19 protein-coding genes are annotated in these 21,159 nt (G+C 32.3%); 5 read left to right on the top strand and 14 right to left on the bottom strand.

Annotated features, from left to right (window positions below; genetic code table 11):
- Positions 1-30: 30 nt before the first annotated feature.
- On the bottom strand, positions 31-972 hold the full coding sequence (locus tag AC0L3M_RS00935; protein WP_473431502.1) for an NAD-dependent epimerase/dehydratase family protein: 942 nt from the start codon (positions 970-972) through the stop codon (positions 31-33).
- A 94-nt stretch (positions 973-1,066) separates the two neighbouring features.
- On the opposite strand from AC0L3M_RS00935, the gene AC0L3M_RS00930 reads away from it, so the two are divergent.
- From AC0L3M_RS00930 to AC0L3M_RS00920, 3 genes are read left to right on the top strand one after another with little or no spacing between them, the layout of a single operon-like run.
- Positions 1,067-1,780 (top strand): glycosyltransferase family 2 protein, encoded by a 714-nt coding sequence (locus AC0L3M_RS00930; protein ID WP_145000275.1) that lies wholly within the window; start codon positions 1,067-1,069, stop codon positions 1,778-1,780.
- The gene (locus tag AC0L3M_RS00925) at positions 1,780-2,403 is read left to right on the top strand and encodes a lipid-A-disaccharide synthase N-terminal domain-containing protein (RefSeq protein WP_292943968.1); all 624 of its coding nucleotides are present in this window, start codon (positions 1,780-1,782) and stop codon (positions 2,401-2,403) included. The genes AC0L3M_RS00930 and AC0L3M_RS00925 overlap by 1 nt, the downstream gene beginning before the upstream one ends.
- Positions 2,396-4,030, top strand: coding sequence for an ArnT family glycosyltransferase (locus tag AC0L3M_RS00920; protein WP_473431501.1), 1,635 nt, complete (start codon positions 2,396-2,398; stop codon positions 4,028-4,030). The genes AC0L3M_RS00925 and AC0L3M_RS00920 overlap by 8 nt, the downstream gene beginning before the upstream one ends.
- On the opposite strand, the gene AC0L3M_RS00915 is transcribed toward AC0L3M_RS00920, so the two are convergent.
- The 7 genes from AC0L3M_RS00915 to mnmA form a co-directional block, all read right to left on the bottom strand.
- Positions 4,031-4,606, bottom strand: coding sequence for a phosphatase PAP2 family protein (locus AC0L3M_RS00915; RefSeq protein ID WP_145000283.1), 576 nt, complete (start codon positions 4,604-4,606; stop codon positions 4,031-4,033).
- 64 nt (positions 4,607-4,670) lie between these two features.
- Complete coding sequence (locus AC0L3M_RS00910; RefSeq protein WP_145000286.1) at positions 4,671-4,898, bottom strand: hypothetical protein; 228 nt, start codon at positions 4,896-4,898, stop codon at positions 4,671-4,673.
- A 28-nt stretch (positions 4,899-4,926) separates the two neighbouring features.
- Entirely contained in the window at positions 4,927-6,309 is a 1,383-nt protein-coding gene (locus AC0L3M_RS00905) for an MATE family efflux transporter (protein ID WP_473431500.1), read from the bottom strand.
- A gap of 149 nt (positions 6,310-6,458) precedes the next feature.
- Positions 6,459-7,109 carry an FkbM family methyltransferase gene (locus AC0L3M_RS00900; RefSeq protein ID WP_473431499.1) on the bottom strand — a complete coding sequence of 217 codons (651 nt, stop codon included), beginning with the start codon at positions 7,107-7,109 and terminating at the stop codon, positions 6,459-6,461.
- Positions 7,110-7,133: 24 nt separating this feature from the next.
- Positions 7,134-8,075 (bottom strand): NAD(P)H-dependent flavin oxidoreductase, encoded by a 942-nt coding sequence (locus AC0L3M_RS00895; protein WP_473431498.1) that lies wholly within the window; start codon positions 8,073-8,075, stop codon positions 7,134-7,136.
- Positions 8,076-8,139: 64 nt separating this feature from the next.
- A complete protein-coding gene (locus tag AC0L3M_RS00890) occupies positions 8,140-9,771 on the bottom strand; it encodes a S8 family serine peptidase (protein ID WP_473431497.1) in 1,632 nt (543 codons plus the stop codon).
- A gap of 24 nt (positions 9,772-9,795) precedes the next feature.
- The gene (gene mnmA / locus AC0L3M_RS00885) at positions 9,796-10,986 is read right to left on the bottom strand and encodes a tRNA 2-thiouridine(34) synthase MnmA (protein ID WP_473431496.1); all 1,191 of its coding nucleotides are present in this window, start codon (positions 10,984-10,986) and stop codon (positions 9,796-9,798) included.
- Between the two features lie 180 nt (positions 10,987-11,166).
- Here mnmA and AC0L3M_RS00880 point away from each other — a divergent pair, with 180 nt between their 5' ends.
- Positions 11,167-12,573 carry a fasciclin domain-containing protein gene (locus AC0L3M_RS00880; RefSeq protein ID WP_473431495.1) on the top strand — a complete coding sequence of 469 codons (1,407 nt, stop codon included), beginning with the start codon at positions 11,167-11,169 and terminating at the stop codon, positions 12,571-12,573.
- Positions 12,574-12,682: 109 nt separating this feature from the next.
- Here AC0L3M_RS00880 and AC0L3M_RS00875 read toward each other — a convergent pair whose 3' ends face one another.
- The 3 genes from AC0L3M_RS00875 to AC0L3M_RS00865 all read right to left on the bottom strand — a co-directional run bounded on the left by AC0L3M_RS00875 (position 12,683) and on the right by AC0L3M_RS00865 (position 17,115).
- Positions 12,683-13,372, bottom strand: a complete 690-nt coding sequence (locus tag AC0L3M_RS00875) for a toxin-antitoxin system YwqK family antitoxin (RefSeq protein WP_292943946.1) — start codon at positions 13,370-13,372, stop codon at positions 12,683-12,685.
- Between the two features lie 138 nt (positions 13,373-13,510).
- Positions 13,511-15,442: a membrane protein insertase YidC gene (gene yidC, locus AC0L3M_RS00870; protein WP_473431494.1), complete on the bottom strand. Its 1,932-nt coding sequence runs from the start codon at positions 15,440-15,442 to the stop codon at positions 13,511-13,513.
- 56 nt (positions 15,443-15,498) lie between these two features.
- Entirely contained in the window at positions 15,499-17,115 is a 1,617-nt protein-coding gene (locus AC0L3M_RS00865; RefSeq protein ID WP_292943942.1) for a CTP synthase, read from the bottom strand.
- Positions 17,116-17,395: 280 nt separating this feature from the next.
- On the opposite strand from AC0L3M_RS00865, the gene AC0L3M_RS00860 reads away from it, so the two are divergent.
- A complete protein-coding gene (locus AC0L3M_RS00860) occupies positions 17,396-18,271 on the top strand; it encodes a cation diffusion facilitator family transporter (RefSeq protein WP_473431493.1) in 876 nt (291 codons plus the stop codon).
- Between the two features lie 24 nt (positions 18,272-18,295).
- Here the strand turns inward: AC0L3M_RS00860 and AC0L3M_RS00855 are convergent, their stop codons facing one another.
- The 3 genes from AC0L3M_RS00855 to AC0L3M_RS00845 all read right to left on the bottom strand — a co-directional run bounded on the left by AC0L3M_RS00855 (position 18,296) and on the right by AC0L3M_RS00845 (position 21,035).
- Positions 18,296-18,478, bottom strand: coding sequence for a DUF3820 family protein (locus AC0L3M_RS00855; RefSeq protein ID WP_473432521.1), 183 nt, complete (start codon positions 18,476-18,478; stop codon positions 18,296-18,298).
- Between the two features lie 49 nt (positions 18,479-18,527).
- Complete coding sequence (locus tag AC0L3M_RS00850) at positions 18,528-19,016, bottom strand: DUF922 domain-containing protein (protein ID WP_473431492.1); 489 nt, start codon at positions 19,014-19,016, stop codon at positions 18,528-18,530.
- A 75-nt stretch (positions 19,017-19,091) separates the two neighbouring features.
- Positions 19,092-21,035: an amino acid ABC transporter substrate-binding protein gene (locus tag AC0L3M_RS00845; protein WP_473431491.1), complete on the bottom strand. Its 1,944-nt coding sequence runs from the start codon at positions 21,033-21,035 to the stop codon at positions 19,092-19,094.
- Positions 21,036-21,159: the final 124 nt, after the last annotated feature.

Genomic DNA, 21,159 nt, shown 5'->3' with positions numbered 1-21,159 from the left:
TCCTTTTTTTAATCTCTCTTTATATTTAAATTATAAAAAATTAGCTTTATACCATTCTACTTGCGCCTTAACACCTTCCAACAATGTGGTTTGCGGATTATAATCAAGTAACTGTTTAGCTTTATCTATGTTTGCTTTAGTACGCAATTGGTCTCCTACTCTAGCCTTAACATGATCTATTTTAATGGACTGACCAATGACTTGCTCAACCGCTTCTATTCCATCTTGTGTGGTATGTTCAACCTCTGTACCAAGGTTAATAATTTCGCCATCTACTCTGCTTTCTTTTCCTATTACGCTTACAATTCCGTCCACAATATCACCAACATAAGTAAAACTTCTTAAATGGGTTGCGCTACCTTCGTATAACGGAAATGCATCTCCATTAAATGCACAAGCAATTAATTTAGTGTACATTTTTTCTGGACGTTCTCTTGGTCCTATAACAGAGTATAGTCTTAACGAGCAACTTTTAAATAATTGCTCTCTACTTTTTTGTAATACTAACTGCTCGGCAGTTAATTTAGTAACACCATAGTAAGATGCAGGTTTAGGCGCTTCGGTTTCCGGAAAAGTTGCTTCTAATCCATAAATAGAGGAAGTCCCTATATTTACAAATAATTCTAAATTTGGGCATTGTAATGCATAATCCGTAAGATTCTTAGTCGCAATAATATTGTTAGTAAAATAATCTTCAAAAGTAGAGCTTGCAGAAATACCTGGTTGAGCTGCAAAATGAAAAATATAGTTGATGTCTTTTGGTAAAACTTCTGCTAAATCCTGGTTTCTTAAATCGGTAGTGATAACTTTAATACCTTTTTGTAACAGTGCTTTTTCGTTTAAAGTTTTCAGCGCTAAGCTATAATAATTATTAAAATTATCTAAACCAACAACTTCATGACCTAAATCGTGTAAACGCTCACAGGTGTGAGAGCCTATAAAACCTACTGCTCCAGTGACTAATATCTTCATATGTATTTTTCTGTATTACAAAGAAACAGATTTTTTTTCGATACTAATTTCAATTCTATAAAAAACAATACATTTGTAACACTAAAAAAGGTTTATGAATTACCAATTTACCATCGTCGTTCCTGTTTATAATGAGGAAGATAATTTACTTAGAGTGGAAAAAGAGTTATTAGCTTACACGCAAATAGCAACCAAAACCACTAAAATATTATTTGTTAATGATGGCTCAAAAGATAAAAGTCAAGATTTAATTGAAGCTATTTGTAGCAGACACGATGCTTTTGACTACATATTATTTAAAGACAATCGTGGTTTAAGTGCTGCTATAAAAGCTGGTTTTGACTACACTACCACGCCTTTAGTGGGATATATTGACTCTGATTTACAAACTGCACCAGAAGATTTTAATTTACTACTAGCACATATAGGCGAGTATGATTTAGTTACAGGTGTACGTGCTAACCGTAAAGATAGTTTTGTAAAAAACATGTCGTCTAAAATTGCAAACGGAATTAGACGTGCATTTACTAAAGACGGAATGGATGATACTGGTTGTCCATTAAAAGTAATTAAAACGGACTATGCTAAACGTATTCCAATGTTTAAAGGATTACACCGTTTTTTACCTGCAATGATTATGTTGCAAAATGGAAAAACTAAGCAAATACCTGTACAACATTTTCCTAGAGTTGCTGGCGAGGCTAAATTTGGCGTTTGGAACAGGTTACTAGGACCTTTAATGGATTGCTTTGCGTATTTATGGATGAAGAAAAAATACATTAACTACGAAGTCGCTAAGCAAAAATAATGAGTAATTGGATTATACTTAGCATAGGCTTTTTAGCGCAAACCTTATTTTCTTCTCGTTTAATAATCCAATGGATTACTAGCGAGAAACAAAAACGTGTGATCACGCCTACATTATTTTGGACGCTTAGTTTAATCGCTTCGTTTTTGCTATTTATTTATGGATATTTACGCGATGACTTTGCTATTATGCTTGGTCAAGGGTTAACCTATTATATTTATATCAGGAATTTACAATTACAAAACCAATGGAAAACATTTCCGGTCGGTATACGTTATATCTTATTATTAATGCCAGTATTTATAACTGTATTTTATTTTAATAATAATGAAATTGATACTGTTAAGTTATTTAAAAACGAAGCTATTCCGTTTTGGCTGTTAGTGTTAGGGATCGTCTCTCAGATAGTGTTTACACTACGATTTGTGTACCAATGGATATATTCTGAGAAAAACAAAGAGTCCTCTTTACCACTTGGCTTTTGGGCTTTAAGCTTAATAGGGTCGTTATTAATTTTAACCTACGCTATATTTAGGGTCGATTATGTGCTATTAGTAGGACACTCTTTAGGTGCTATAATTTACTTCAGAAATTTGTTAATCTTAAAAAAGCAAGATGCCTAAACTATTAAAAGATTATCCAATCATCTTTATTTGTTTGCTATTAGCAGTCATGCTATTACCTAACTTAGAGACCATACAAGTAACTATAATGGAAGCACGTAATTTTATTACTGCCAGAGAGATGTTATTGGATGATCATTGGTTATTAACTACCATGAATGGCGAAGCACGTTACGAAAAACCACCTTTACCTACATGGCTTACCGCTATTTCTGGAATTATTTTTGGTGTAAAAAGTGTTTTTGGAATGCGTTTACCTGCTATTATCATGATAATGATTTTGGCTGTTTATAGTTTTAAATTATCCAAAACCATATTAAAAAGCAGAGCACATAGCATGATTAACACGTTAATATTAATAACATCGTTTTATGTTATTGGTATTACTATTGAAGCACCTTGGGATATTTTTACTCATGGCTTTATGATGATTGCAATCTATCATTTATTTAAGTTTTTTAAATCAGAAAACATAGATTGGAAACATACTATTATTGCTGCTTTTTGTATTGGTTTTTCAATATTAAGCAAAGGACCTATTAGCTTTTATGCTTTATTACTTCCTTTTTTACTAGCTTTTAGCTTTAGTTTTAACTATAAAAACATCAAAACTAAAGCGCTACCAATTATTGTTATTTTGATATTATCATTAGTTGTTGGTGGCTGGTGGTACTTTTATGTAAGATTAGAAGATCCAACTACATTTGCTGCTATTACTAGTAAAGAAACTGGTAATTGGACCAGCTATAATGTTAGACCTTTTTATTACTACTGGAGCTTTTTTACACAAAGTGGACTATGGACTATTCCGGCTTTTATTAGCTTATTATTTCCGTATTTAAAACGACGTGTAGTACATTACAAAGCCTATAAGTTTACTTTTTTATGGACCCTATTTGCTGTTGTTTTGTTATCTATAATTCCAGAGAAAAAATCTAGATATTTGATGCCTGTTTTAATTCCTTTAGCTTTAAATATTGGATTTTATATTGAGTATTTGATTCGTAGGTTTAAAACACTAAAAGACAAACGCGAAACCATACCTGTCTATTTTAACTTCGGCTTAATAGGTTTGATTGGTATTGTGGCTCCTTTTGTGTTGTATTTTCAGTTTAAAACACAATTAAATAATAGCTTATTCCCTTTTATAATATTTGCAATTATTGTGTTTACTTTAGGCTTGGCCATCCTTTCGCAATTAATAAAAAAAGAGATTAAACATGTCTTTTTGTTAACTACTGCTTTTTTTGGAGCTTTATTTTTATTTGGCTTACCTGTTTTCAAAACGTTTACAAGCGACAATTTTAAACCCATAACTACGCTTTTAAAAACACATAAACAAAAGGACATAAAATTGTATGCTATTGACTACGTTTCGCCAGAAACTATATGGCAATATGGAGCTAAAATACCTCAAATTAAGCAAGGAAACAATGCTTATAACTTTCCGCTTGAAGCGGAATTTGGAGTTTTATCCAACGGAATCAATCCTAAAAATCAAGCTATTCTTTTTGAAAAATATAATATCAAAGAAATGGCTATTTATGATTTAAATGAGAGTGAGCCAGATAGCAAACAATATAAAGATCGATTGATAAATACCTACTATTATTTTACTAGAAAGTAATTATTTTAATTGAAATCTAGATTGTAAGTATTTATCAAGTTTATAAAACATAAATCCTGAAAGTCCACCAAATAGCATTCCGCTTAAAACATCTAAAGGATAATGTACACCTATGTATATTCTACTATACGCCATAGTTATAGACCAAACAATTAGTATATAAATTAGATATTTATATTTATATCTTAACATTAAACCAGAAAAAATAGCGACTGCCATACTGTTACTTGCATGTCCAGAAAAGTAGCCATATTTACCACCACACCACGATTTAAGCAATCGCATGGCTTGCACTAAATCGTCCTCATGACATGGTCTAGGACGTTTTACCAAGAAATTTTTAAATAGGTTAGTAATTTGGTCTGTAAATAAAATCATTAAAGCTATAACCACTAAGGTTAGTACAAACATTTTAGTATTCAATTTTTTGTACATTAAAAAAGCTAACACAGCATAAAACGGAATCCAATGTAATTTATCTGTATAAAACAGCCAAAATCCATCCCATGATGTTGTTCCTAGGTTATTTAAAAATAAAAAAAGTTCTTTATCGTATTGTACTAATTGGTCTAACATAAAATTGTTTTGCAGTTACCTAAAAGTTAGGTTATTTATATGGTTGAAATGATTTTATGAGTGCTTAATCTTCATAACGCTCCACTTCTCTATCGTAAAATGCGGTCGCTTCTTTGATTAGGTTTTCTGTCTCCATTTCCAACTCTTTTTCATCATGTTGGTCAAAATCTTCAAACCACTCAACTTCATCATCTTCTAGATTGATTATAAATCTAGGGAATTCTGTATGAATCACAAAGATTGCGTTTGGTAAATCTGTATTATCACCTAAAATGAATTTTGGTAATTCCATAATATATTTGCTTTTTAAAGGTTAGCGACTAGTTATTTTGAGAGTCCAAAATTAACCTTTTAGTTAGATAATTAAAACGTATAAACAATAAAATAGCAGCAGTAGTTAAGCCAGCTAGTAATCCTAACCAAATTCCAAAACTACCATAAGCATCTGCTTTACCCAAATACCAGCTTATTGGAAAACCAATTAACCAATAGGAAATAAAAGTAATAATTGTTGGTATTTTAACATCCTGAAGTCCGCGTAAAGCACCAAGTACAATAACTTGTAAACTATCACTTATCTGAAATATAGTTGCTGCAATTAATAATTGTGAGGCTATTGTGACCACCTCTAGATTATCTTTAAAGTTTACTGCATCATCAAAATCTACATATAACCTTGGAAAAAATTGATTAAATATTAAAAATAAAGAAGCAAAAATGACAGCAAATATAAAGCCCATTAAAAATAGCGATACAGCTACACGACGTAATTCTATGTATTGATGTAATCCTTTTTGGTTACCTACTCTAATCATAGACGCAACACTTAATCCCATAGCAACCATAAAGGTCATTGAGCTTAAATTTAAGGCTACTTGATTTGCTGCTTGAGGGTTTTTACCTAACAAACCACTTAACCAAATAGCAGCAGTAAAAATTGCAACCTCAAAAAACATTTGCATAGCACTTGGTGTACCTAGTCCTATAATTTTTTTTAGCATTAATTTATCTAACACAAAAAACTTAATATTAGTTACATAGTCTTTAGACTTTTTACGACCTTTTAACAACCACCATAAATAAGCGACCATAATAACACGCGACACTAAAGTACCATAGGCTGCTCCTACAATACCCATTTCTGGGAAACCAAACTTACCAAAGATTAGTAAATAATTTAAACCAACGTTAACTAGATTAGCTACAATAGTAGCATACATAGGATATTTAGTTAAAGATAACCCATCACTAAACTGTTTTATTCCTTGAAATATTATTAAGGGAATTAAAGATATTGCTACTAAATCTAAATACGGAATAGCTAACTCTACAACCTCAACAGGTTGCTTCATTAAATACATTAAGGGTTTGGCTAATAGCAATAATAAAAAAAGTAACACTCCTAAAACGGTACATAAAAACAAACCATGTTTAAAAGCCGATTTACCTTTATCAAAATCATTTGCACTGTCTGCTTCTGCAACTAAAGGTGTTATTGCTGTACTAAATCCAATCCCAATAGACATAGCTATAAACATAAAGCTGTTACCTAATGACACAGCAGCTAATTCTGCTGTTCCAATTTGACCAACCATAATGTTGTCCACAAAACTAACAAACGTATGACCCAACATCCCTAACATTACAGGAGCAGCCAATTGCCAATTATATTTAAATTCTTTAGTATAAGTGCTTAATACCATTTGCTATTTGTCTTATTAATTTTAAAGCCATCGTATTTATTTTTTTGAAAACACGACATTTTCACCTGATTTAGAGATATCAAAATTAAATGTTCTTAATCTTAAGTGCACTAAATCTGTGACACCTGGAGCATAAGTTTCATGTAATTCTAAAAAACCAAATTTAGTCTTAGATAACCAATATTGATAGTTTTGTTCAAAAACTTTTTTTCAGAGCCTTCAATATCCATTTTTAAAATATCAATAGTTTTTAAATCGTGCTCTAACATTATGGCATCTAGACTATAACCTTTAAACTCTTTTGTATTACCAAACGCTTCCACTACTCTAAAAGCCCATTTACCGGCTTTTTTATCTAAAATTTTTAAGTCTGCATTTATATCCCAAATACCACCTTGTACAATATGAATATCTTTAATTCCTGAAGTGTTTTTTATAATCATTTCTATATTAGACCTATCAGGCTCAATAGCGATAAGCTTTGCATTTTTAAACTTATTTTTAAAATACACTACAGAATATCCACAATTAGAACCAGCGTCCACAATAGTATTAACGTGGTCTGGATAGTGGACGTTATATTCTTCTTCAATAAAAATTTGCTTGAAAATTTTATAATCAGACGTATTTGGTCTTAAATAAATTGGTTGATTATACCCTTTTAACTTTAACGTCAAATAGGTTTTTTTGTTTGTTTTAGAAGTTAATAGTAAAAAATATTGAAACAACCCAAGTACACTTATCCATTTAGGAATCCATTTAATTTGAGCTGTTTTACTTAGCAGTTTATGAAGAATCATTATAAAGTTATACAATAACTACTGTTATAGTTTAGTGACATTACTTTTAGCCTCTTCAAACTCAGAAATCATGTCCTTTACAATTTCTGAAACAGGTTTTATATCGTGAATTAGTCCAGCTATTTGACCAATTTCTAATTCGCCTTCCTCCAAATCTCCTTCAAACATTCCTTTTTTAGCACGCGCACGACCTAATAACTCTTTAAGTTGTTCTGGTGTTGGACTTGTTTTGTACAGCTCTTGTAACTGATTATAAAATTTATTTTTTACTAGCCTAACAGGCGCTAATTCTTTTAAAGTTAATTGCGTATCACCTTCTTTTGCATCTACTACAACTTGCTTAAATGCTTGATGCGCACTACTTTCTTCACTTGCAACAAATCGGCTACCTACTTGCACAGCATCTGCACCTAAAACCATACAAGCTAACATCGCTTTTCCTGTAGCAATTCCTCCAGCTGCTATTAATGGAATATGTAGTTGCTCGCTTACCATTGGAATAAGTGTAAGCGTTGTAGTTTCATCACGTCCATTATGTCCTCCAGCCTCAAAACCTTCTGCAACTATGGCATCAACTCCAGCCTCTTGAGCCTTTAATGCAAACTTGACACTACTAACCACATGCACTACTGTAATCCCTTTGTCTTGTAACCATTTAGTCCATGTTTTTGGATTTCCTGCAGAAGTAAAAACGATTTTAACTTCTTCCTCTACAATTATATTCATGATTTCCTCAATGTTTGGATATAACATTGGGACATTAATACCAAAAGGTTTATCTGTTGCTTTTTTACATTTTTGAATGTGCTCCCTTAATACGTCTGGATACATGCTTCCTGCACCAATTAATCCTAATATTCCAGAATTACTTGCTGCTGAGGCTAACTTCCAGCCACTATTCCAAATCATTCCTGCTTGAATGATTGGATATTGTATATTAAATAGTTGCGTAATTTTATTTGCCATTTACTATAAATATCTTGTGGTTATTATTTTTAAAAATGAAGACGATATACGTTAGTTGTAAGCTCTAGTTTTTAATTATCTTTTTAGTAATCGCTATACCTTCAGATTCAATCTTTACTAAATAAACACCTTTAGACAATGCGCTTGTGTTTATTGTTTTATTGATTGCGGTTATCTTTGTATCAATAATTTTCTTTCCTAAAACGTCATATAGTCTAACTCTAGCTTCTTCATACTGACTAGGAATTTGAATAGTTAATTGATTAGACACTGGATTAGGATATAACTTTAATGTTACGTTTTCATTTTGAAACTCGCTTACAGACAAACCTTGTGCTAAGGCCAAAGATAAATCAGGAATACCATAGCCTAAAAAGAAATCTGGCGCATTGTATTGCGAAGCAGATTCACGAACTAACTGCATGATTTCGGCATTTGAAAGATTAGGTAGCGCTTGCCATAAGCAAACGATTCCACCTGCCATAATTGGCGAACTAAATGAGGTACCATTAGATGTGGTAACCACATCCGAAGTTGTAATAATATAATTGGCTTGACCTTGGGCCACGACATCTGGTTTTTGAGTTGGTTGTGCACTGCTACCTCTAGAACTAAATGATGCATAAGTACCATCTGCCTTTACAGCACCAATACTAAATACACCAGCTGCATCTGCTGGAGCTCCAACAATCTGCCAGCTTCCGCTACCAGAATTACCTGCAGAATTAACAACTAAGATCCCTTTTTGAAAAGCAATATTTGCACCTTTGGTAATGTAGGCTGTGTTACCATCCATTTCGGCAGGAGTATAACTGTAATTAGGATTATCAAAAGTGGTATATCCTAAAGACGAGTTTATAACATCTACACCTAAACTATCTGCACGCTCTGCTGCTTCAACCCATAGACTTTCTTCCAAAGGGGTTTCAGTAGCTGCATCTTCTGTTCTAAATAAATAATAATTTGCATCTGGAGCAGTCCCTACAAATTGATCTTGTAAATAACCAGCCATATCGCTTAATACCCATGTTCCATGAGAGTTTCCAGTGTAAGCGTATACATCTGTGTTTCTGTCTACAAAATCATAACCTCCTAAAATACCACCATTATCACGCAAACGCTGAAAACCATTCATGGTACCAACATTTGTAAATCCTGCATCTATAACTGCGACGGTCATACCAGAACCTGTATAACTATCTGGATGTTGGTGCAAGTCGTCTGCACCAATCATCACTGCTTGATTTGCTGCATTACCATAATTAAATGTAGTTAGACTAGCTTCAAACTCATGCTTATCTAAATTTTGACTTATTCTGGCGTCAAAATTATCGTCTGCAAAATCTATGCTACTAACAATAGTAGTACTATTAACGGTTAAGGTATTTAACGCCATGATATCTGATGGATTACCTATAACATGCAAGGCATTAAACCATTTTGATTTTGACATTACAGTAACACCTGGTTGAGATTTGATAAGTGCAATGTAACTTTCTTCCACAGGAACGTCTTTAAAATCTACAACAACATTATGAGCTGCTTTACGATCCAGCGCTTTTTGTGTTAAAATTGTATTGGGATTTGCTAATGCTGCAGCGCTATTAGGTTTATCCGATAAATAGACCCAAGCATGCTCTTGTCCAAATGACATTGCAGAATAGGTTAAAACGAAAAAAAGAAGTAGGTTTTTCATAACAGTAACTTTTGTTACTGCAAGTTAAGAAATTACACCTGAACCAACTAATTCTTCCTCTAAATACCAAGCAACAAATTGTCCCTCAGTAATAGCTGATTGTTGGTTTTCAAATTCTACATACATACCGCTTTCTACTTTATGTAATGTTGCTTTTTGCAAAACTTGTCTATATCTTATTCTTGCTAACACTTCCATGGTTTGGTCTGTAGCTAATGCTAAGTCCTCTCTAACCCAATGCAACTCTTCATTAGATACAAATAAAACATTTTTATATAATCCTGGGTGTGTTGTCCCTTGACCTGTATAAATAACATTTTCTGTAACGTCTGTATCTATCACAAATAATGGTTCTGCTGTACCACCAACTGCTAATCCTTTACGTTGTCCTTTAGTAAAATAATGTGCGCCTTGATGCTTTCCTTTTACTACACCTTCAGCTATACTATAGCTAGGCTTTCTAGAACGATATTTTAATTCTTCTAATTTATTATTGAAGCTAGGAAGCGTTTCATTATAAAATGAATTATCTCTTGGTATTTCTACAATAACACCTTCTTTAGGCTTAAGTTGTTGTTGTAAAAAGTCTGGCAATCTAACTTTACCTATAAAACATAATCCTTGTGAATCTTTTTTATCTGCAGTTATTAAGTCCTGAGCTTTAGCTATTTCTCTAACTTCTGGTTTTAATAATTCACCAATAGGAAACAATGCTTTAGCCAATTGCTCTTGAGATAATTGACATAAAAAGTAAGATTGATCTTTATTTGGATCCTTACCTGCTAATAATTGGTGTACCTCTTTTTCGTTTTTTGTAATGGTTGTTTTTCTGCAATAATGACCTGTAGCCACGTAATCTGCACCTAAATCTAAGGCGATTTTCATGAAGACATCAAACTTAATTTCTCTATTACATAAAACATCTGGATTAGGTGTGCGACCTTTTTCATATTCGTCAAACATATAATCTACGATGCGCTCCTTATACTGTTCGCTTAAATCTACAGTTTGAAAAGGTATTCCTAATTTATCTGCGACCAACATAGCATCATTACTATCATCCAACCAAGGACACTCATCAGAAATTGTTACAGTGTCGTCGTGCCAATTTTTCATAAAAAGACCTATAACCTCATAACCTTGCTCTTTTAATAAATACGCAGCAACACTAGAATCCACTCCTCCTGATAATCCAACAATAACTCTTTTTTTCATGACTAATTTTAATAGACTGCAAAGATAAGTCTTTCTAAAAAAATCAAACACATATATATAAATGGAATGACTTAATAAATGCCTGACAAATAAACATTTAAATAAATTTAACAAATCTTTAATTCTTTTTGTTTAATCTTTTTATAGTTTTGTTAAACAAACCTATTAAAAAACTTTATTATGAAAACGATTAAAAAATTATCGCTACTATTTTTAGCAACTTTTGTGTTATGGTCATGTAGTGACGATGACGATGCGTCAACACCAACGCCAACACCAACGCCAACAACTTTAAATATTGTTGAAACAGCTCAAGCAACAGCAAGTTTAAGTAGTTTAGTTGCTGCAGTAGTGGAAGCAGATTTAGCCATTACTTTAAGTGGACCTGGACCTTTTACAGTATTAGCACCAACAAATGAAGCTTTTGCAGAATTTATGTCTGATAATGGCTGGGCAACAGTACAAGATATTCCAGACGCTGCCTTAGCACAAACATTACTAAACCATGTAATAAGTGGTACGGTTACATCAACAGACCTTGTAGGTTTAGGTAGTGGTTACACTAATACTTTAGCTGATGGTGCAGGAGATAATAAAATAAGTTTATTATTTGATACTTCTAATGGTGTAGTATTTAACAATGTGTCTGAAGTATCAACTGCAGATGTCAATGCATCTAATGGTATCGTACATATTGTAGATAAAGTAATTGCTTTACCTACTGTAGTAGATCACGCAGTAAATAATGCTAATTTTTCAAGTCTTGTAGCAGCTTTAGGTGCTGCAGATGGCGATTTAGTAAATGTATTATCAGGAGCAGGACCTTTTACAGTATTGGCTCCAGACAATACTGCATTTGCAACATATTTAAACGGAACAGCTTTGGCAGATGTACCAACAGATGCATTATCTGAGTTATTATTAAATCACGTTGTTGGTGGTGCATTATCGTCTACTGACTTAACTACTTTAGTTTCTGGATACACAAACACCTCTGCTAGTGGTCCTGGAGGAAACGCTTTAAGTTTATATTTTGACACTACAAATGGTGTTAGTTTTAACGGAATATCTACAGTAACTGCTGCAGATGTAGTAGGTACAAACGGAATTATCCATGCAGTAGATACTGTAATAGATTTACCAACTATAGCAACGTTTGCAACTTCAAATCCTGCATTAAGCAATTTAGTTGCTGCATTACAATACGCAGATTCTGGGACACCAACTGTACCTTATATTACTACTGTATCTGATGCAACAGCTGGACCATTTACTGTATTTGCTCCAACTGATGCTGCTTTTGGAAGTTTATTAACAGAATTAAACGCAACTGCTTTAACAGATTTAGATACTGCTACAGTTGACGCTGTACTAACGTACCACATTGTTGGAGCTAACGTACAATCTAGTATGTTAATGAGTGGACCAGTAACAACATTAGGTGGAGATATTACTGCGGACGCAACTAACTTTACTTTAACTGATCCTAATGGAAGAGTAAGTAACATTGTTACATCATTGGTAGATATTCAAGCAATTAATGGTGTTGTACACCCAATTGATAAAGTAATTTTACCATTACAATAAGAATATAAAGTCTTAATTAAATAGTTTATTCCCTTTAAAACTAACATTTTGATAGCAAAAAAAACGCCTTAATACATTAAGGCGTTTTTTAATATATAATAACTAAAGCTTATTTTTTCGCTTTTTTATCTAAGTCTTTTTCTTCGACTAACTTTCCATCTTTATAACGTTTCCATACACAACATTTTACGTCGTCCTTGTAATAACCTTCTACAGCTATAACACCATCTTTAGTGTAGGTTTTATAAGCACCTTCAAACTTATTAGCGTTATAAGTTATTAGTTTCATTATGGTACCATTTTCTGCATACCATTTAGATTCGCCATGTAATAATCCGTCCATGTAATATGCTTTTTCGGCTATTTGACCATTTAAATAAAACACCAAACGTTCTCCTTCAAGCTTACCTTTATCATTGTATAATTCTTGCGTCATAACTTGGTCTACATTTTTATGATAAATTACCCATTTACCAATATAATCATGACCACGCATTTTACCTTCACTTATCTTTTTTCCATTACTAGCATAAAAGGTTACTAAAGCAACATTATCGTTACTGTTAAAAACCTTGGTAGCAGTTAATACCGCTTTATTATCTATATTTTTATAAAATTTGAATGTTCCTACTTCCTTACCATGGTCAAATTGGCCCTCATATCTTACCACTTTAGTATTGTCAAAATTCTTTTTCCAAGTACCATGACGTTGTGCATTAGCGTCAAACTGATTTAAACTTTGAGCCATCACTAGACTTGTGACAAATAAACAGAATAATAAAAAACTTGTTTTTTTCATTGTATCGTTACTTTATATCGCTTTCGCGGAAACCATGCCTTACGGTTTAACGTTAATATTAAACATTTGTTATAACAAAAAAGCTGCCAAACTAAAATTATAGCAGACAGCTTTTTTTATTAATTTTAAATAAAGAGATTATTTTCCTTTATTTTTTTGTTGCATTTGTTTTTGTTTTTCAGCTTGTTCCATCATTTCTTTCATTTTTTTCTGGAACTTACTTTCTTTTTTAGGCTTAGCTTTTTGAACCTGAATATTAGCATGAATCTTATCTTCATCTAATATAAAATTCTTGATTACTAATAAAATACCAATACTAATTAAGTTAGAAATAAAGTAGTATAAACTTAATCCTGAAGCGTATTGATTAAAGAAAATTAACATCATGATTGGAGCAAAGTATATCATATACTTCATCATCTTAGCCATATCAGGCATCCCTTCTTGTTGTGGTGCTGACATTTGGTTTTGACCAGTCGTTAACTTCATGTAAAAGAAAATAGCGATTGCAGCTAATATTGGAAATAAACTTACGTGATCTCCATATAATGGAATATTAAAAGGTAATTCTGCAACAACATCATAAGAAGATAAATCTTCAGCCCATAAAAACTTTTTCTGTCTTAAAGCAAATGCAGTCGGGAAAAACATAAATAAAGCATAAAATACTGGCATTTGAATAAATGCTGGTAAACATCCTGCTAAAGGACTTGCTCCTGCTTTGTTTTGAAGTGCCATAGTTTCCTGTTGTGCCTTCATTTTGTTGTCTTTATACTTTTCTCTGATAGCATCAAGTTCTGGTTTTAAAACTTTAAGCTTCATTTGCGATAAGTATTGCTTGTATTGTACAAATGACATGGCTAACTTAATAAGTACTGTCATTACAATAATTGCAATTCCGTAAGGTAAAAACGAACTTAATCCGTTAAATAATGGAATAAATAAAAACTTGTTAATCCATCCAAAAATTCCCCATCCAAATGGGATACTTTCTACTAAATTATCATCGTATTTTTTTAAAATCTCGCTATCTGTTGGACCATAATACAACTTTAAATTATTGTTTATTGAGGCTCCATTTAAAGCTAATGCTGTTTTAGTAGAGAATTGTTTTGTAAATACAGAATCTACTGCTTCATCTTCTACTAAGTTTTTAGATGTAATTGAAACTTCCTTAAAGGCTTTATCAGACACTAGAATAGTACTAAAAAAGTGTTGTCTGTATGATAACCATGTTACGTCCTCTTCAACCTCATCATCGTCACCCATTTGAGATAACTTGTCTACATCACCATCTGTTTGGTAAGTTAAGCGTGTGTATCTATTCTCGTAACTAATACTTTGGTCATGTCTTATCGTTTTTTGTGTCCAATCTAAATTAATAGGATTTGACGTATTTATAGCAGACTCTAAACCTTGAGATTTAATGGTAAAATCTACCATATAATCGTTTGGCTTAACTACATAATTATACTCTAAAAATTTATCTTCTGCAGTTTTTAACTTCATGGACACTACTGTGTTTTCTCCACTTTTAGTTACTGTAGGCTGAAAATATAAATCTTTAGTATTTAAAGTACGATTATCTGTTGTTTGGAAATTGATATTAAATACCGAATTACCATCCTTTACTAAGTAAATTGGAATAGAATCAAAGTTTACAAAGTTTTTAAGCTTAACCTCTGACAGATGACCACCTTTTGTGTTAAACTTTAATGCTAATAAATCACTTTCAACCAATACCTCACTATCTGTAGCAGTTGTAGTCGCTAAAGAATAAGCAAAATCACCGATTTTTGATTGCAATGCTGCTACTTGAGTAGAGTCCTTTGGTTTAGAAAAATCTAATGCAGTAGTAACTTTTGTCTCTGATGGAGCTGTAGCATTTACTTTTTTCTGAGCCTCAATTTGAGCTTGCTTTTCTACCTCTTGCGCTTTAAGCTCTTCAGGAGATGGCTGGTTTTGCCACATCATGAATAATAAGATTCCGAAAATTAATACAAATCCTATTATCGACTTAACGTCTAGTTTTTTTCTTCCATAATTGTTTGGTTCCTCTAACTTATTCAAGGAATAATTAATTAGTCAAATATACGACCACTTTTAAATTGGTGTCAAATTGACACTTATTTTTTCTTACTGTGCTTTAAACTTGCTTTTACAAATGCCACAAATAAAGGATGTGGATTGGCTACTGTACTTTTATATTCTGGGTGGTATTGCACACCAACAAACCAAGGATGAGATGGATTTTCAACAATTTCGACCAATTTTGTATCAGGATTATAACCTGTTGCTTTTAATCCTGCAGCTTCGATTTGAGTTTTAAAATTACTATTAAACTCATATCTATGTCTATGACGCTCTTTAATATCTTGAGATTGGTAGACTTTATAAGCTATAGACTCTTTTTCGATATGGCAATCCCAAGCACCAAGACGCATTGTTCCTCCTTTGTCTGTGATAGTTTTTTGGTCTTCCATAATATCAATAACTGGATTTGTAGTCTTAGGATCCATTTCTGTAGAGTTAGCATCTGCTAATCCCATGACGTTACGACAAAATTCAATAACTGCCATTTGCATACCTAAACAAATTCCTAAAAACGGAATGTTGTTTTCGCGTACATATTTAATTGCTGTTATTTTTCCTTCTATACCACGCTCTCCAAAACCTGGAGCTACTAATACACCATCAAGGTGTGATAACTTCATTTTAATATTGTCTGCATTTAAATACTCAGAATGTACAGACTCTACATTTACTTTAACTTCGTTCTCTGCTCCAGCATGAATAAATGCTTCTAATATAGACTTGTAAGAATCTTGTAACTCTACATATTTACCTATTAATCCGATTGTAATTTCAGATTTTGGATTTTTATGTCTTTGTACAAACTTATTCCAAGTTGTTAAATCAGGAACGTCACTATTTAATGCTAATTTTTTAAGTACAACTTGATCCAGTTTTTCTTCAAGCATTAAATTTGGCACATCATAAATTGTTGATGCATCAATAGATTGTATGATTGCCTCTTCGCGTACATTACAAAATAAGGCTAATTTTCTTTTTAGATCTGAAGGTAATTCATGCTCTGTACGACAAACCAATATATCTGCTTGTACACCACTTTCCATTAAAGTTTTTACACTATGTTGGGTTGGTTTTGTTTTTAACTCTCCAGCTGCTGTTAAATATGGAATTAATGTTAAGTGAATGACCAATGCATTATTATCACCTAAATCCCATTTTAATTGTCTTACTGCTTCAATGTATGGTAAGGACTCAATATCTCCAACGGTTCCACCAATTTCTGTAATAACAATATCATAATCTCCAGAGTTACCTAGGATTTGGATTCTGTGTTTAATTTCGTCTGTAATATGAGGGATAACTTGTACTGTTTTTCCTAAAAACTCACCTTTACGTTCACGATTTATAACGCTTTGATAAATACGTCCAGTCGTAACATTATTGGCTTGACTAGTTGGTACGTTTAAAAAACGCTCGTAATGTCCAAGGTCCAAATCGGTTTCTGCACCATCATCTGTAACATAACATTCGCCATGCTCATATGGGTTTAACGTACCTGGATCTACGTTAATATAAGGGTCTAATTTTTGGATTGTGGTTCTGTAACCTTGCGCTTGAAGTAGTTTAGCAAGAGATGCTGCTATAATTCCTTTTCCTAAGGAAGATGTTACTCCTCCTGTTACAAATATGTACTTAGTTTCTGATGTCATGTTGCGTTGTTAAACGCGAGCAAATTTACGATTTTTAAGTAGAAACTGTTGGTCTTTCTTGTTTTATTTTTACAACTCTTTTTTATATTTTTTTATGAGCAACTTAGCACTTACATCTACTAATTATTTTAATAACCTAAACTTTGCTTCTTCCATTAGGCTTTAAAAAACAACTGATTAGATTTTAATTTAATCAAATTGCTTAGTGATAACGTTTTTACATGGTTATTACTATAACTTTACGTATTTTTTAGAATGATTAAAAAATCAAACCTATACAATGACTAACGAGCAAACTGCAATACGTACAACTTACTTTAGTATTATTGGAAATACATTGCTTGCACTTATAAAAGGATTAGCAGGTGTTTTTGGTAATTCTTATGCATTAATTGCAGATGCAATTGAGTCTACAACAGATATATTTGCTTCGCTATTAGTATTATTTGGTTTTAAATATGCAAAACGTCCTGCAGATGATAATCATCCTTATGGTCATGGAAAAATTGAACCTTTAATCACTTTTGCTGTTGTAGCCTTTTTAGTGGTATCTGCTACTATAATTGCATCAGAAAGTATTAATAATATACTAACGCCTCATAAAACACCTAAATCATGGACACTAATTGTATTGGGTGTAATTATTATATGGAAAGAAATATCGTTTCAGATTGTAATAAAAAAGAGTAAACAAACTCATAGCTCATCATTAAAAGCAGATGCTTGGCACCATCGTAGTGATGCTATAACGTCAGTGATGGCATTTATTGGTATCTCTATAGCAATAGTATTTGGTAAAGGTTACGAAACTGCTGATGATTGGGCAGCATTATTTGCTTCTGCCTTTATTTTATATAACAGCTATTTAATTTTAAGACCTGCTTTAGGTGAAGTCATGGATGAGCAAGTTTATGATGATCTAATTATTGACATTAGAGAAAAATCCTTAAAAGTGAAAGGTGTTTTAGGTACCGAAAAATGTTTTATACGTAAAGCTGGCATGAAGTTTAATGTTGACTTACATGCTATTGTAGATGGCAATATTTCAGTAAAACTAGGACACGACATTTCACACAACTTAAAAGACTATTTGCGAGAACAAATTCCAAATTTAGGACACGTGCTTATTCATATAGAGCCTAATGAGAACTATTAATAAGCTTAAAATCTACTAAAAAGTCTATTTAGGATATTGTTTTTTTATGTTACGAATTAAATCTTCCAATCCATTTAATTTAACCGTATAAACGGTTTCTAACATTTCGCCTAGTTTTCCTTTAGGGAATCCTTTATTATGATACCAAACAATATAGTACTCTGGTAAGTCTATCAAGAAACGGTCTTTGTATTTACCAAAAGGCATTTTGGTATGTGCCAATTTAATTAAAAAATCTTTGTCTGGTTGAAGCAAATTATCCTTTAGATTTAAACTTGTTTACAGCCTTTAGTCGCACAGCAATACTGTCCTTCCATTTTTTTTGACCATCGACGTTAATAGAATATTCACTTTGTAAGTCGTACGTATTTTGCATCTCTGCTAATTGACTATCAATCGCACTATGCATCTCTTGAAGTGTTTTAGCCAAATCTTCATGTGGCTTAATTGCAGCGATGCGTTGCCTAAATAGCCTTGCATGCAACTCTGTAATATCAAAATGTAATTGCTCGTGACCTAAAACGTGTTTATCTACTTGGTCAGATTTGCACCAAGAATGTTCTGGATAAAAAAACGCTTTAACTAAGGTTTTAAAACCATAGACTTTATCATCACGTTTGTTAATAGAGTAACTAAAAGTAATACCAGATGCTGTTACTGCAACAGCATCTGTATCCTGATTAGGTTGTCCTTTAAAATCATCCCAATTAAGTTTGTAATTTTCACTCCATGACAGCTCCTCCATTACATCACTGTGTAACAAGAAAAACCCCAAGCAAATAAATACATACTTAAACATGATTATAAAAACGACTACTTTTTAATTTTTTACTTCTACTATTTTTAAATCTTGGTATTTAACAATGTATACTGTATTGTTGTAATACCCTCCAAATAATTTCTTTTTGTATGCAAATTTATTTTCTACATAAGTTGTCAATGGAGACTCGTTTACAGAGGTATAAATATCCTCTGAAGTTACTAAACGTAAAACAACATCCATCGTTAAATCAAATCCTCTTACAGCGTATGTGTTTGGTGACTCATTATACATTGCTTTGTAACGTTTTGCAAAACTGTTATTTTCATCTTCGCTAAAAGACTTATTAATGGACGCATAGGTAAATCCTAAATTAGACAAATGTGTACTTCTAACCTCATCATCCTCAAATGCATTATTTTTATCTGTAGTTGTTAATACGACAGACATATTTGGTTTAATTTTAGAATTTAAGATACTAGAAACATTTGATACAAATCCTGCATTTTCAGTTTCTAAAAAGACAATATTTTTACCTGGTTTAAGCACATTAACCATATCCTGATCAAATACGTAATAAGCATCTGCTCCTGTCTTAGCAACTTTTCTAGATTTTACCATTGCTGCCTTAGGGAATGATACCTTAAGCGCATCTGCTGTTGCTTTATTTTTCATATCAGATACGATTATAAAGTGTGATGTACTATCCGCTTTAAAATAATTTAATAGTTTTTCTTTTAACAATGCCTCGTCAGGTCTAGATTGAAATACATTTTCTTGTAAGTCTACCGTTTTTGTTATTGGAGATACTAATGGTATTTTTTTACTTTTTAGTGTTGCTGCTGCAGTATTAAAAAGTTTTGGCATTACTGGTCCAATCACTACATCTACATCGTCAAAATTATTAGATTGTAATAATGACACAACTTTACTTTCTCTATTTTCTGTATCATATACATCTACCTTAAGATTTATTCCTAAAGTTGCTAAACTATCTATTGCCATTTTAGCTCCTGAGTAAAAATCCAAAGAGGTACTAACATAAGGATCGTTTTTAATTAGCTTTTTAGCGTCGTAAACTGAGTCTGCATCTACCTTACTTAATTTAAAAGGCAGCATAATAGCTATGTGTTTTGTATTTGCATCCAAATTACGTGTTGTTAAATCTGATGTAAACAACTTCTCTCCTGCCAAAGTGATACCTAAACCTTCATTTTTTGCTCTAACATCAGAATCAAACGGAATTTTTAAAACCATGCCTTCTTTTAACCCTGTTGTTAAAAGCTCTGGATTTAATTGCTCTAATTGCTCCTGTTCTAATCCGGTTTTAAGTTTTAGTCTGTAAAACCCTTCAGATTTTAAAACTGTATAATAACTGTATTTTTCATCAATTGTTTTTACTTCTTCTGCTTCTAGATTAGGAACATTTATAACTTCTCCTGGTTGTAAAACAGCTGACATATCAGGATTTAAATCCTCTAACTCTTGTACTGTTATACCATATTGATAAGCAATACGCCATTTACCTTCTTTTGGTTTTACAGTATGGCTTTTTGTGGCTAATTTTACCTCAACAACAGCTTTGGTTACTTTGTAAACTGGAATTTTAATTTTATCACCTTTACGCAAATTATTAGCATATAGTTCTGGATTATGCTTTTTAATTTCCTCTTGCTCTACATCGTATTTTTTAGATAAACTATATAGGGTTTCTTTACGTTTAACTTTATGGGTTTTAAAACCATCTAACGTTTTAACCTCTGTTAATTGTGGTAAAGCTTGTGCTGCCTTACTATTTGGAATTATTAATACAGAATTTACTTTTACTTCTTTTCTAGCGTCTGGATTTAATGCATAAATCTGAGATTTTGTAACACTATATTTTACAGCAATTTGCTCTATAGTTTCTCCTGCATTCACTTTATGCGTTTTGTAATTTTGCGCTTTCGCGGAAGCACAGCCAAACATTACGACTACGCTTAAGATATATATTAATTTTCTCATATGTTATTTATACGTTTCAAACTGCGTTAGCGGTTGTAATGGCATCCTTTTTTTGCTGCCATATATGGCAAAAAAAAGATATAATGGAAGACGCGACCCTTGTGGTAACGCCCAACATTTTGAT

The sequence above is a fragment of the Olleya sp. KJ81-1 genome, from assembly GCF_055808135.1.
Note: the sequence above shows the minus strand (reverse complement) of the source record. Positions and strands in the feature narration are given on the sequence as shown.